Here is a 12,650-nt window from a genome sequence, read left to right as displayed (position 1 = left end):
AACCGCAGCGGACGTCGAGCGGCATCCACGCGAGCCGCAAGATCGCTTGCGGCGGCGTTTGTTGCAGCTAGATTGTAAGCGCGCCGGCATCGGCCGGCGTCGTTATCTCAGGCGATTTTTCTGGAAGCGATGCATCAGGCAAGAACAGCCGGCAGGCCATGTGCGGAATAGCCGGCGTCTGGCGAAAGCGCGATCCGATCGGCAGCGGCGATCTCTCCGATATCGTGCGTATGATGCAGGCATTGGCGCATCGCGGTCCCGACGATCACGGCAACTGGAACAACGCCCGCCTGGCGCTCGGTCACCGCCGGCTGACCATCATCGATCCATCGCCCGCCGCGCGCGAGCCGATGCTGACTGCGTCCGGCGACGGCGTGCTGTGCTACAACGGCGAGGTCTATAATTTTCGCGCGCTGCGCAAGACGCTGGAGGCGGAAGGCCTGGCGTTCCGCACGGTGTCCGACACCGAGGTGGTGCTGCAGGCCCTACACCACTGGGGCCCGCAGGAGGCGGTGCCGATGTTCGACGGCATGTTCTCCTTCGCCTATTTCGATGCCCGCGACGGCGCCTTGTGGCTTGCCAGGGACAGGCTGGGCATCAAACCGATGTCGGTCGCCGAAACCGGCGACCGCTTGCTGTTCGCGTCCGAGGACAAGGCGATCCTTGCCTGCCACGACTTTCCGCGCCGGATCGACACGCGCGAGCTGACATTGCGGCTGGCCCGGCAAAGCCGCGATTCGAGCTACAGCGTCTTCGACGGCATCGAGCGGCTGCCGCCGGCCGGCCTGTGGAAGATCACCGGGGATGGCATCGAGAAGCGCCGCTTCTGGCATATTCTCGACGTCCTGGAGACCGCGCGCATCGCCGGCGACAACACCTCCGACGCCGGACATATGTCGATGCTTCAGACGCTGCTTGAGGAAAGCGTCGAGCTGCATTGCATCGCCGATACCAGCCTTGCCACCGCCTGCAGTGGTGGCGTCGATTCCGGCCTGATCACCGCGCTTGCCAAACGCTTCAGGCCTGAGTTGCATGGTTATGTCGTCGACCCGAAGCTCGGCCGCAGCGAGGCGCAAGACGCCGAGCGGACCGGTCGCCATGTCGGCGTCAGCCTGCGCCGGGTGCCTTTGGATAAAGACCGGTTTCTCGAGCTCTGGCCGCGTGCGGTCTGGCATCTTGAAACCGACGGCTGGCACGCCAGCCATGCCGCGCTGCTGGCGCTTGCCGAGCAGTGCCGCGCCGACGGCGTCAAGGTGCTGCTCACCGGCGAGGGTTCCGACGAGCTGTTTGGCGGCTATAAATGGCAGGCGTCGACGATGCGGCTCTGGCGCCAATCCTGGCTGCAGCGCCTGTTCCGCTCGAAGGCCAGGCGCGACCGCAAATTCGCGGAGTTGCGCCGTACCCCCTTCCGCAACTCGATCGGTCGTGGCTCGCCCTCGGACCGCGCCATGGCGCTCAGGGCCCTGTCGCCGGAGCTGAACTTCCTGCAGACAAAGCTGTTCGACAGGCTGGAAGGCGTCACGCCGCCTGGTGACCGCGCGTTCCTTGCAGCCTGTTTTTACGACCTCTACTCGCACCTGCAGGACCTGCTGCATCGGCACGACCGGTTGAGCATGGCAGCGTCGGTCGAGCTCAGGGTGCCGTTCCTGGAGAACAGGCTCATCGACTTCGCCATTCATTTGCCGCGCAGGCAGAAATACCGCGACGGGACCGGCAAGTGGCTGCTGAAAAAGGTCGCCGAACACCATCTCCCGCGTGAAAACATCCGCGCGGCGAAAAACGGTTTCGAGATCGCGGACGCTTTTTCAGCCGGCACGCAGGGCCTGCTGCGCGGCGGCCTGCTGTGCGACGCGATGAAATGGTCTTCTTCCGAGTTGGACGACCTGATCGACATGGCAAGGAGCCAGGAAACGTCGCGCCTGCGCCTCGTCGGCATGGAAATGCTGCTGAGGCTCTACATGGGTGGCGAGACGACAGGCAGCCTGACCGAGGCCCTGCACGCCGCGGCGCGAAGCGTGAAATAGCCAAAAGTTGGTCCAGACCGGCCAGATGCTTGGTTTAAAGCTTCGCCGACGCATTTTCGCCTTTGCCATCCTATTGTTGGATCGCACTCTTTGGCGAGTCGCCGGCCTTCCGGGCGCGACGCGCATATAGCGGACGAGGGTGCAACGATGATCGACGACGAGCCGGAAAGCGAACGCGTCTCGGCGCTGGCGCCGTTCCGGCATGGCATCTTCCGCGCCGTCTGGTCGGCCAGCCTGGTGTCGAATTTCGGCGGCCTGATCCAGGGCGTCGGCGCCGCCTGGATGATGACCACGATCGCCACCTCGTCCTATCAGGTGGCGCTGGTCCAGGCCTCGACCACCTTGCCGATCATGCTGTTCGCGCTCGTTGCCGGCGCCATCGCCGACAGCTTCAACCGCCGCAAGGTGATGCTGGTGGCGCAGACCTTCATGCTCGTCGTCTCGGCGCTGCTGACCTTGTTCACCTGGCTCGGCTGGATGACACCCTGGACGCTGCTTGCCTTCACCTTCCTGATCGACAGCGGCACGGCGCTGAACAGCCCGGCATGGCAGGCATCGGTCGGCGACATGGTGCCGCGCGCCAAGGTGCCGGCTGCGGTCGCGCTCAACTCGCTTGGTTTCAACATCACCCGCAGCGTCGGCCCGGCCATCGGCGGCGTCATCGTCGCTGCCGCCGGTGCGGCCGCGGCCTTCGCCGCCAACGCCGTCAGCTATATCGGCCTGATCGTCGTGCTGTTCCGCTGGAAGCCGACGCTGCCCGAGCAAACCCTGCCGCGCGAGTCGCTGGGTGCCGCGATGGGCGCCGGCCTGCGCTATGTCGCCATGTCGCCCAACATCGCCAAGGTGCTGGTCCGCGGTTCGGCCTTCGGCTTCAGCGCCGGCGCGGTGCTGGCACTGTTGCCGCTGGTGGCGCGCGACGTCGTCAAGGGCGATGCGCTGACCTACGGCATCATGCTCGGTGCCTTTGGCATCGGCGCGGTCGGCGGCGCGCTGATCAGCGTTAGGCTGCGGCAGCTGCTGTCGAGCGAGGTGATGGTGCGCATGGCCTTTTGCGGCTTCGCGCTCTGCGCCTTCAACGCCGCCGTCAGCCACAATGCCTGGCAGACATCGGCGGGCCTGCTCATAGGCGGCGCCTGCTGGGTGATCGCGCTCTCGCATTTCAACGTCACGGTGCAGATGTCGACGCCGCGCTGGGTGGTCGGTCGCGTTTTGTCGATCTACCAGACGGCGACCTTCGGCGGCATCGCGCTGGGCAGCTGGATCTGGGGCGTCGTCGCCGATGCGCATGGCGCGGAAACCGCGTTGATCGCGGCCGCGGTGGCGATGCTGGCCGGCGGCGCGATTGGTTTTGTTCTGCCATTGCCGCAGCAGACGACGCTCAACCTCGACCCGCTCAACCGGTTCAAGGAGCCGATGCTGGCGCTCAACCTCAGGCCACGCAGCGGCCCGATCGCCATCATGATCGAGTACATCATCCGCGAGGACGACGTGCCGGAATTCCTGGCGACCATGGCCGAGCGCGGCCGCATCCGTCGCCGTGACGGCGCCCGCAACTGGACTTTAGCCCGCGACCTTGAAAATCCCGGCATCTGGATCGAGCACTACCACACGCCGACCTGGGTCGAGTATATCCGCCACAACCGGCGCGCCACCCATGCCGACGCCGTGGTCGGCGAACGCATCCGCGCGCTGCACAGCGGCGAGAATCCACCGCGTGTGCGCCGCATGATCGAGCGCCCGACCACCGCGGGCACGGCGCTTGTCTCACCCAAAGGCCCGATCGATCACTGACGGCATGCCGCCTGGCAGACGACATGCACCAAGAGAGCAACGATCAGTCGGCGCTCTGGATCATGTAGAGCTTGCGGGTGGTCTCGTGGATGCGCCACTCGCCCTTCCATCCCCGCGGCAGGACGAGAAGGTCGCCCGGTCCCAGCTCACGCATCTCGCCATCGGCGCGGCTCACCTCCACGCGGCCGGAGATGATGTGGCAAATCTCCGACGAGTTCGTGCGGTCGGCGGTGAAACGGCCGGGCGTGCATTCCCAGATGCCGATGTCGATGGTCCCGTCCGGCGACTGGAAGAATGATCGCACAGCTTCGACCTGATCCCCTTCGAAAGAGGTCGGCTTCGGTGAAAAAGCCCCGATGTCGGCCTTGGCAAGGTCGTGGAAAGTCGAAAGGTCGATCAAGCTGGTCTCCATGATCAATGGCCCGTGAGGCTGTCGGCCAAAGCTGCAAGTTTCGAAGTGTGATTGAGCCCTGCGGCCTCGCGTTGGTCGGCGATGCGATAGAGCTGGTACATCGAGTGGACACCCAGCCAACGGAACGGCTCCGGCTCCCACGGCCGTACCTTGCGGTTGACCCAGGGCAGCCGCGTCAGCTCGCTATCCTGGCCAAGCACGAGATCGGTCAGCGTGCGTCCCGACAAGTTGGAGCTCGACACGCCGAGCCCGACATAGCCGCCGGCCCAGCCGATGCGCGTCCTGGGGTCGAGCCCGACCGTCGTGCACCAGTCGCGCGGCACGCCGAGCACGCCGCACCAGGCGTGATCGATGCGGCATCCGGCCGTCTGCGGCAGGAGCGTCGTCAGGATCGTGTGCAACTGGTCGATCGTTGCCTGCTGCGTCTGCCCGTTGACGTCGGTGCGCGAGCCGTAGCGGTAAGGCACGCCGCGCCCGCCCATGGTGATGCGCCCCTCGCGCGTGCGCTGCGCATAGCAATAGGCATGCGCGGCATTGCCGAGCAGCTCATGCCCCTCCCAGCCGATTTTGCGCCAGAGTTCTTCCGACAGCGGCTCGGTGACGATCTGCGCGCTGTTGAGTGCCAGCCAGGTCCGCTCTTCTCCCGGAATGCCTGCGGTGAACCCTTCCGTGGCGCGGATGATGGTTTCGGCCCGCACCGTGCCGCGATCCGTGGTGACGCTGCCCTTGGCAATCGCGGTCACCGTCGTCTTTTCGTAGATCGAAACACCAAGTCTTTCGACCGCCGCCGCCAGCCCGCGCACCAGCTTGGCCGGCTGCACCCGCGCCTGGCCGTGGATGACGAAGCCGCCCATGGCATTTTTGATGTTGATGCGCGCGCGTGTCGCGTCGGCATCGAGAAGTTCGATGCGCTCGGGGTCGGCATCCCAGGAGCGGATCGTCTCGCACTCCTCGCGCACGCGTTCGAGCTGCGCCGGATTGGTGGCGACCGTCAGATTGTCGGCGCGGCGGATGTCGGCATCGATGCCCTCTTCCGTCGCCACCCGGATCACCTCGTCGACGCAGCCGGCCATCGCCTTCTGCATGGCGGTGACGCCTTGCCGCGTCGAAGTCTTCAAATACCTCTCGCGCGACCAGCCGAAGCCGCCCGACAGCCAGCCGCCATTGCGGCCCGAAGCGCCGAAGCCGGCGAACTCCCGCTCGACGAGCACGATGCGCAGCGAGGGCTTCGCCTTCTTTAGGTAATAGGCGGTCCACAGCCCGGTATAGCCGGCGCCGACAATCGCGACATCCGCCTCGATGTCGCCCGGCAAAGGCGGGCGCGGTACGGGGATGGCACCCAGATCCGCATACCAGAACGAGATGTCGCCGTTGCGCTTGACTTGCATGGGATGGTTTCCGCCAAGGCAATTCCAGGAAAAGTGTGAAACGGTTTCCGTCCGGAATTGCGTTAAAACAAAAGATGATCAGGTGAGTGTGGTGTCGGCCGTGCTGTCGTCGGGCAGGAGTTTCGCATCGGCGCCGTCGAAGCAGAGTTCGACCTTATCGCCGAGGCCAAAGCTCTCGCCGGCAAGTGGCGAGCGCACGATCGCGGTCGAGCCGTCGCCGAGCTTCACTTCGTATTTCGATCCCGAGCCGAGATAGATCGCCTCGGCGATCGTTCCCGACAGCCGGTTCGGGCCGGTGGCATCCTGTCCGGGTCGGCGGATGGCAAGTTTCTCCGGCCGCAACAGCATCACCGGACTGGCCTCGCCATTGAGGCGGCGCGGCGCGGTGATCGTCTCGCCGGCGACGCTCAGCGCCGTGCCGGTGCCATCGCTTTTCGCCTCGCCGCGCAGCACGGTGGAGTCGCCGATGAAGCGGCCGACGAACAAGGTCGCCGGCTCGTCATAGAGCTGGCGGCCGGTGCCGACCTGCTCGATGCGCCCGCGGTTGAACACGGCGATGCGATCCGACAGCACCAGCGCCTCTTCCTGGTCGTGCGTGACATAGACGAAGGTGGTGCCGAGCTCGCGGTGAATGCGCTTGATCTCGAGCTGCAGCCATTCGCGCAGCTTCTTGTCGAGCGCGCCGAGCGGTTCGTCCATCAGCAGCAGCGGCGGATCGAAGACGATGGCGCGTGCCAGCGCCACGCGCTGCTGCTGGCCGCCCGACAATTCGCTCGGATAGCGATGCGCGAAGTCGCCCATCTTGACCATGTCGAGCGCCCTTGCGACGCGCGCCTTGCGCTCGTCCTGCTTGATGCCGCGCAGCGTCAGCGGATAGGCGACGTTGCGGCCGACCGTCATATGCGGGAACAGCGCATAGTGCTGGAAGACGACGCCGATATTGCGCTTGTGCGCCGGCACGCCGACGACGCTCTTTCCTCCGACCGAGAGCTGGCCGCTGGTCACGTCGGTGAAGCCGGCGATCACATTGAGCGTCGTCGTCTTGCCCGAGCCGCTCGGCCCTAGCAGCGTCATGAACTCGCCGGGCTCGATCCTGAGCGAGACACCGTCCAGCGCCTTGAAGGAACCGTAGGCCTTGCTGACCGTATCGAGGTCGATCGCGGCACCCCGATTTTCCGCTCTCGGGTTCATAGGCGTCCCTTCCGGTCGCGGCCAAGGAGAAGCATGCCGCCGCCGATGAGGATCGTGGTGGCGAATAACAGGATCGTGCCGACGGCCGCGACCGTCGGGTCGGCATCGCGCGTGATCGAGGAAAATATCTGCACCGGCAATGTCTTGAGATAGGGGTTGGTGATGAACAGCGACACCACGATCTCGTCGAAGGACGTGGCGAAGGCGAACAGCAGGCCCGACAGCATGCCGGGCAGGATCAGCGGCAGCGTCACCGTGCGGAACGTGGTCAGTGCCCCGGCGCCGAGGCTTGCCGCCGCCGTCTCCAACCGCCGGTCGAACACCTCTAGATTGGCCGAGACCGCGATCAGCACGAAGGGCAACGCAAGGATCGTGTGCGCCAGCACGAAGCCGGTCAGCGTGCCGACAAGCTGGGCGTCGAGATAAACGGCATAGATGCCGATGGCTAAAACCACGCCTGGCACGACCATCGGCGTCAGCATCAGCATGCGCAGCAGATTGGCCGGCCGCGCCTTCATGCGGTCGAGGCCGAAAGCGGCGAGCGTGCCCAGTACCGTCGCCAGCATCGCCACCAGCGAAGCGACCTTCAGCGAGTTGAGGAAGCTCGTCGACCAATCGGGGTTGGTGGCAAAGTTCTGGTACCACTGCCAGGAAAAGCCCTGCGGCGGAAAAGCGAGTGACTTGTTCTCGTTGAACGACATCGGCACGACGACCAGCGTCGGCGCTACCAGCCATATCGCGACCAGCAGGCAGACCAAGCCGAGGATGACGCGGGTAAGCGGCTTCATCTCCATCAGCGTCGCCCCGCTTCCCGATGCCTCGACCGCATCACGGGTGCTGCCAGCGCCAGCAGCACGAAGGTGGTGACCAGCAGCACCACGCCCATGGCGCCGCCGCGTCCCCATTGCAGCAGGCTCAGCACCTGCGTCTGCACCAGCGTCGACAGCATGGTCGAGCGCGGCCCGCCGAGCAGTGCCGGCGTGATGTAGAAGCCGAGCGCCAGGATGAAGACGATGATCGCGCCGGCATAGACGCCGGGCAACGACAGCGGCAGGTAGACCGTGAAGAACGCGCGCGACGGACGCGCGCCAAGGCTTTGCGCCGCCCGCATCAGCCTGAGGTCGATGCCCTTCATCACCGAATAGAGCGGCAGGATCATGAAGGGCAGAAGCACCTGCGCCATGCCGATCACCACGCCCGTCTGGGTGCGGATCAGCCGGATGCCGTCGAAACCGGCCGAGCGGAGCAGCGAATTGATGACGCCGGAATCCTGCAGCAGGATCACCCAGGAAAGCGTGCGCACCACGCCGCTCACCCAGAACGGGATCAAGACGCAGAGCACCAGGATGAGCCGCGCGCGCGGCCCGACGGCGGTCATCAGATAGGCGTAGGGGTAAGCGCAGATCACGCAGACCAGCGTCACCCAAGCCGAGATGGTGAAGGTGCGCTGCAGCACCGTCAGATTGACCGGAGCGCCGAAGAACCAGGCGTAGTTCTGCAGGCCCCATTGCGGCTCCGACAGGCTGCGCAGCACGATGGTGATCAGCGGATAGCCGATCACCGCGGCAAGCAGCACGAGAGCCGGCAGCGTGAGCGCGTACGGCCGCCATGCCCAGCCCGCCCGGTTGGGGGCGGAAGGCGTCGTCGGTTCGAGCGCGCTCACTGGCTTTGCCTCTCTCTCAGCCGGTCAGTTGCCGGCCATCAGCGCCGACCACTTCTCCTGCGCCACCGCGAAGTTCGGCACCCAGAACTTGAAGTTCTGCTTGTAGCCCTGCTTCTGGCGCTCCGGCGTGTTGGTGAGGAAGGCGGCGACGGAAGCGTCGACCTTGGGCTGCGCCTCACTGTTGATCGGCGTGTAGGAGGTCTTCTCGGTCAGGATCTCCTGGGCATTCTTGCCGAGATAGGCATTGAGCAGCGCATAGGACGCGTCCGTATCCTTGACGCCGACCGGGATCGTCATCTGGTCCATCACCACCAGCCAGTCCTGCCAGGCCGGCGCATATTTGGCGCCGTTCTTGACCGCGGTCATGGCGCGGCCCGTCCACATCATCAGCATATCGGCCTCACCGGATTCGGCGAGTTGCTGCGATTCGGCGCCTGTCTTCCAGAAGATGGTGTCGGGACCGAGCTTGCGGACCACGTCGATGGCCTTGTCGATATCGGCCACGGTCATCGCCTTCGGGTCGCCGCCGGCAACCTTGAAGGCCTGTTCCAGCAGGCCGCCGGTCGGGCTGCCGGAGCCGTCGATGCCGCGCACGCCGGGGAATTTTTCGGTGTCGAAGAAGTCGGCCCAGCTCTTGGGCGGATTATCCTTGTACTTCTCCTTGTTGTACATCAGCACGACGCCGTAATTCATCGCCGGCACCGAGCATTCGCCGACCTGGCCTTCCGGGATTTTCGAGACGTCGAGCTTGGTCAGGTCGAGCTTCTGGAACAGCTTGCCGCAATAGACGTAAGGCGGCAGGTCGTCGGTATCGACGACGTCCCAGGTGACGTTGCCCGATTCGACCTGCGCCTGGAGCTTGGCGATCTCGGTCGGACCGTCATTGAGCAGCTTGACGCCGGACTTGTCGACGAACTCCTTGAGCGCCGCCGCCTGGCCGTCCTGGTAGATGCCGCCATAGGAGACGAAGGTCAGGGTCTTGCCCTTCAGTGATCCCTCCTTGACCTCGCCCGCCACGGGCTTGTCCTGCGCAAAGGCCGTCCCGGTCAGAACGCCAAGCGCCAGAACGGCGCCAAGGCCTGCAAGTTTCGACTTCACCATGATTGTAACTCTCCCATTGAGGCCCGCGTTTAGTCCGACTGCCTGGCCGCGAGCGGTTTCCAGGACTTGTACTGATCGAGCTCGGCGCGTACCGAGGTCGGCGGCGCGATGATCCACATCACTTCGGCCCGGCCGCTGCCGATGTTCTCCGTGCGATGCGGGGTGGATGTTGTGTATTCGACGCTGTCGCCCTCTTCGAGGACATGGCGCGCCTCGCCGAGCGAGACCTCGACGATGCCGCGCAGCACGATGAGCATCTCATGCGCGTCGCCATGCGTGTATTGCTCGGAGCCGGTCGAGCCGCCGATTTCGAATTCGCCGACATAGACTTCCATGTCGCTCAACGGCGGCCGCGACAAGAGCATCTTGCGGCAGCCGTCGCTGGGCGGCAGGCTCGGCCGTTCGCTGCGTCGCACAACGCCATGGCTTTGCGTCGTGCTTTCCTCGAACAGCATTGCAACGCTGACGCCGAGCGCGGACGCGATCTGGTTGAGTGATGCGGTGCTGGCGCCGGTCAGGCCGCGCTCGAGCTGGCTGATGAAGCTGGCGCTCGTTCCGGTCGCTTCGGCGAGATCGCGCAGGGAAAGCCGGCGAGCAAGGCGAAGGCTCTTGAGGCGCATGCCGAGCACCTCTTGCGCCGCTGTCGCGACCGAACCGTTCTTGTTCCCGGCTGGAGCCTGGCCCTTATCGGAAGCCTTGGGCATCTCGTTTGTTCTCCACTGAACGCCTTGTACAGTGAGACTGTACAAAGCGCAAGCGGCGAGAATCCGTCGTTGCAGCAGCCTTCACAATGAGAGCGAACCGGTGTTCAGCCTTCTGGAATTTAGATCAGTTTACCGGCTTGGAATTGACAGGCTGCAGACTCGCCGGCGGCCAAGATTTCGCGGTTCGCCTCGTGACCCGTCTGGTTGAGCCCTTCCAACGTCGCGCGTCCGCTTCGCTCCCGCTCCGCCCGTGGATGACGAAGTTTAATGCATGTCGCTTAGAAGTGTGCAGCGGTTCTGGGACAACGACATGCATCAAGATAAAGACTTAAAGCGCGTCGCCTGAAATCCGGTTCCGCGCGACGCGCTTTAGACGTCTCGGCTAATCTCTGGGGTTGCGATGTGCCGGGGTAATATGCACCGGCAAGATTCCTGTGTCGAAAACTACCCCTCGCCGGACAGGTCGCGCCGCGCCTTGTCGAGTTCTTCGGCGTAGCGGCGCATCAGATGGCTTTCGGTGAGCAGGCCGAGAACGATGCGCTCGTCGAAGTCCTCGACCACCGCCAGCTCTTCGGCCCCCGTGCGCTGGAACGTCTCGGCGGCGGTCTGGACGTTCATCGACGGCACCAGCACCGCATCCTTGAACTGCGCGAGCGCGCTTACCGGCGTGGCGCCATCGGAAAGATCGCTGTGCAATTCCGGCACCAGCAGCATGCCGACATATTGGTCGGCCTGCTCGACTGCGATGACACGCTGTCCGGAGCCGAGCGGAATCTCCTTGCGGAATTCGGCGAGCGTGATCGAGGCGGGAATGGTGCGGACATCCTTGCGCATCATCGAGCCGACGGTGAGGCTTCGCATCCAGCCGACGTCATGGGCACTGCGGATCGTCTCGCCGCGCAGATGGAAGCGCCAGGTCGAGAAGGAGTAGCCGAAGGTCTCGCGCACCAGGATCGCCGACATGATCGAGGCCGCCAGCACCACGCCGGTGAGCGTCAGGTCGCGGGTGGACTCCAGCGCCAGGAACGTCATGGTCAGCGGGCCGCCGACGACGCCGACCGCAAGCGATGTCATGCCGACGACGGCGGCGACCGCCGGGTCGATGCCAGCCGACGGCGCGGCCAGCGCCATGACGCCGGCAAAGACCTTGCCAAGCAAGGCCCCCAGGAACAGCGAGGCGAAGAACAGGCCGCCGCGGAAGCCGGAGCCGAGCGAGATGGCGGAGGCCGCCAGCTTCATCACGAAGACGCTCGCCACCACCGGAAGCGCGTAATTCATGGCGAACTCGCGGTGCAGCGCGCCATGGCCGCTGGAGAGCACTTGCGGCGTGACCAGCCCCAACAAGCCGACGAGGATGCCGCCGATGAAGGGCCTGACCGACGCGTCGATCGACAGCCGCACAAAGAGACCCTCGACAATGCTCACCAGATGCATGATCGCGATCGAGGCTGCCCCGCCGAGCAGTCCCAGCAGCAGGAACGGCACATATTCGCTGGCGGTCAAAGTCGGCAGACCCGAGAGCTCGAGCGGGAACGGCACGCCGCCGAACACTTCCGCCGTCAGCGAGGCGGCGATCGCCGCCGCCATCACCGGCGCCACATTGGCGACGGAGTAGATGCCGATGACCAGTTCGAAACCGTAGAAGGCGCCGGTCAGCGGCGCGTCGAAGGCGGCCGAGATCGCGCCGGCGGCACCGCACCCGACCAGCATGCGAACATCGTTGCGGCGCAGCCGGAACGCGCGGGCAAGTCGGGAGGCTATGCCGGAGCCGACCTGCGTATAGCCGGCTTCCAATCCGACCGAGGCGCCGAAACCGCTGGAAATCATCGTCTGCGCCACGATGATGAAGGTGTCGGTGAGCGACATGCGCCCGCCATAGAGCGCGTTGGCCTCGATCGGGTCGACGGGGGTGCGGAACTTGCGCTTTCTGAGCCAGATCACGGAGAGGCCGAGCAGCAGGCCGCCTATCGCCGGGAACATCGCCTGCACCGGATCGGCAAGCGAGAACATCGCCGAAAGCCTGCCGCCCGGCTGCACGTCGAACAGCAGGTAGTGCATGCCTTGCACCAGCGCGCTCATGCCGGTGACCAGCGCACCCGCGATCACGCCGACCATGCCGGCCATCAGCACGATCACGATGCCGCGCGCCTCGAGCACCGGGATCGACCTGATCAGCACCGCGCGAAGCCGGCGGGCGTAGACTTGTGGGTCGTTTCTGGCAGGCAACGGAGCGGCTCGCCGGTATGCGAAAGATTAACAACTGCCGTGCCTGATACGCGCGGCGGCTTTGCGTGGCAATCGCAATGCCGACCGCTTGTGGCGCCATTTTGGCGTTGCGCGAAATAGCGTCACCGAAGGCTTGCCGTCGCGACCAAG

General features: G+C 65.1%; 10 protein-coding genes. 2 read left to right on the top strand and 8 right to left on the bottom strand.

Going from position 1 to position 12,650, the window contains the following annotated elements; genetic code table 11:
- The first annotated feature begins 158 nt into the window (after positions 1-158).
- Both asnB and RFM98_RS15830 read left to right on the top strand, forming a co-directional pair.
- Entirely contained in the window at positions 159-2,024 is a 1,866-nt protein-coding gene (asnB, locus tag RFM98_RS15835) for an asparagine synthase (glutamine-hydrolyzing) (protein ID WP_320309742.1), read from the top strand.
- A gap of 147 nt (positions 2,025-2,171) precedes the next feature.
- Positions 2,172-3,815 (top strand): MFS transporter, encoded by a 1,644-nt coding sequence (locus tag RFM98_RS15830; protein WP_320309741.1) that lies wholly within the window; start codon positions 2,172-2,174, stop codon positions 3,813-3,815.
- Positions 3,816-3,858: 43 nt separating this feature from the next.
- Here the strand turns inward: RFM98_RS15830 and RFM98_RS15825 are convergent, their stop codons facing one another.
- From RFM98_RS15825 to RFM98_RS15790, 8 genes are all read right to left on the bottom strand, one after another.
- The gene (locus RFM98_RS15825; RefSeq protein WP_320309740.1) at positions 3,859-4,227 is read right to left on the bottom strand and encodes a cupin domain-containing protein; all 369 of its coding nucleotides are present in this window, start codon (positions 4,225-4,227) and stop codon (positions 3,859-3,861) included.
- A 2-nt stretch (positions 4,228-4,229) separates the two neighbouring features.
- Positions 4,230-5,615, bottom strand: coding sequence for an NAD(P)/FAD-dependent oxidoreductase (locus RFM98_RS15820; RefSeq protein ID WP_320309739.1), 1,386 nt, complete (start codon positions 5,613-5,615; stop codon positions 4,230-4,232).
- 78 nt (positions 5,616-5,693) lie between these two features.
- Positions 5,694-6,806, bottom strand: coding sequence for an ABC transporter ATP-binding protein (locus tag RFM98_RS15815; protein WP_320309738.1), 1,113 nt, complete (start codon positions 6,804-6,806; stop codon positions 5,694-5,696).
- Positions 6,803-7,600 (bottom strand): ABC transporter permease, encoded by a 798-nt coding sequence (locus tag RFM98_RS15810; RefSeq protein ID WP_320309737.1) that lies wholly within the window; start codon positions 7,598-7,600, stop codon positions 6,803-6,805. Before RFM98_RS15810 ends, RFM98_RS15815 begins: the two co-directional genes overlap by 4 nt.
- Positions 7,600-8,469, bottom strand: coding sequence for an ABC transporter permease (locus tag RFM98_RS15805; RefSeq protein WP_320309736.1), 870 nt, complete (start codon positions 8,467-8,469; stop codon positions 7,600-7,602). The genes RFM98_RS15810 and RFM98_RS15805 overlap by 1 nt, the downstream gene beginning before the upstream one ends.
- Before the next feature lie 24 nt (positions 8,470-8,493).
- A complete protein-coding gene (locus RFM98_RS15800) occupies positions 8,494-9,570 on the bottom strand; it encodes an extracellular solute-binding protein (RefSeq protein WP_320309735.1) in 1,077 nt (358 codons plus the stop codon).
- A gap of 29 nt (positions 9,571-9,599) precedes the next feature.
- On the bottom strand, positions 9,600-10,274 hold the full coding sequence (locus RFM98_RS15795) for a helix-turn-helix domain-containing protein (protein ID WP_320309734.1): 675 nt from the start codon (positions 10,272-10,274) through the stop codon (positions 9,600-9,602).
- Between the two features lie 444 nt (positions 10,275-10,718).
- Positions 10,719-12,500 (bottom strand): chloride channel protein, encoded by a 1,782-nt coding sequence (locus tag RFM98_RS15790; protein ID WP_320309733.1) that lies wholly within the window; start codon positions 12,498-12,500, stop codon positions 10,719-10,721.
- Positions 12,501-12,650 lie beyond the last annotated feature (150 nt).

It is taken from the genome of Mesorhizobium australafricanum, from assembly GCF_033977265.1.
Lineage (GTDB): Bacteria > Pseudomonadota > Alphaproteobacteria > Rhizobiales > Rhizobiaceae > Mesorhizobium > Mesorhizobium australafricanum.
The sequence above is the reverse complement of the archived record's forward strand: the minus strand, read 5'-3'. Positions and strand labels throughout refer to the sequence as shown.

What these genes read in the sequence shown, in the direction of transcription:
- asnB (WP_320309742.1), top strand. Translation starts at nt 159, where the DNA reads ATGTGCGGAATAGCCGGCGTCTGGCGAAAGCGCGATCCGATCGGCAGC.
- RFM98_RS15830 (WP_320309741.1), top strand. Translation starts at nt 2,172, where the DNA reads ATGATCGACGACGAGCCGGAAAGCGAACGCGTCTCGGCGCTGGCGCCG.
- RFM98_RS15825 (WP_320309740.1), bottom strand. Translation starts at nt 4,227, where the DNA reads ATGGAGACCAGCTTGATCGACCTTTCGACTTTCCACGACCTTGCCAAG.
- RFM98_RS15820 (WP_320309739.1), bottom strand. Translation starts at nt 5,615, where the DNA reads ATGCAAGTCAAGCGCAACGGCGACATCTCGTTCTGGTATGCGGATCTG.
- RFM98_RS15815 (WP_320309738.1), bottom strand. Translation starts at nt 6,806, where the DNA reads ATGAACCCGAGAGCGGAAAATCGGGGTGCCGCGATCGACCTCGATACG.
- RFM98_RS15810 (WP_320309737.1), bottom strand. Translation starts at nt 7,600, where the DNA reads ATGGAGATGAAGCCGCTTACCCGCGTCATCCTCGGCTTGGTCTGCCTG.
- RFM98_RS15800 (WP_320309735.1), bottom strand. Translation starts at nt 9,570, where the DNA reads ATGGTGAAGTCGAAACTTGCAGGCCTTGGCGCCGTTCTGGCGCTTGGC.
- RFM98_RS15795 (WP_320309734.1), bottom strand. Translation starts at nt 10,274, where the DNA reads ATGCCCAAGGCTTCCGATAAGGGCCAGGCTCCAGCCGGGAACAAGAAC.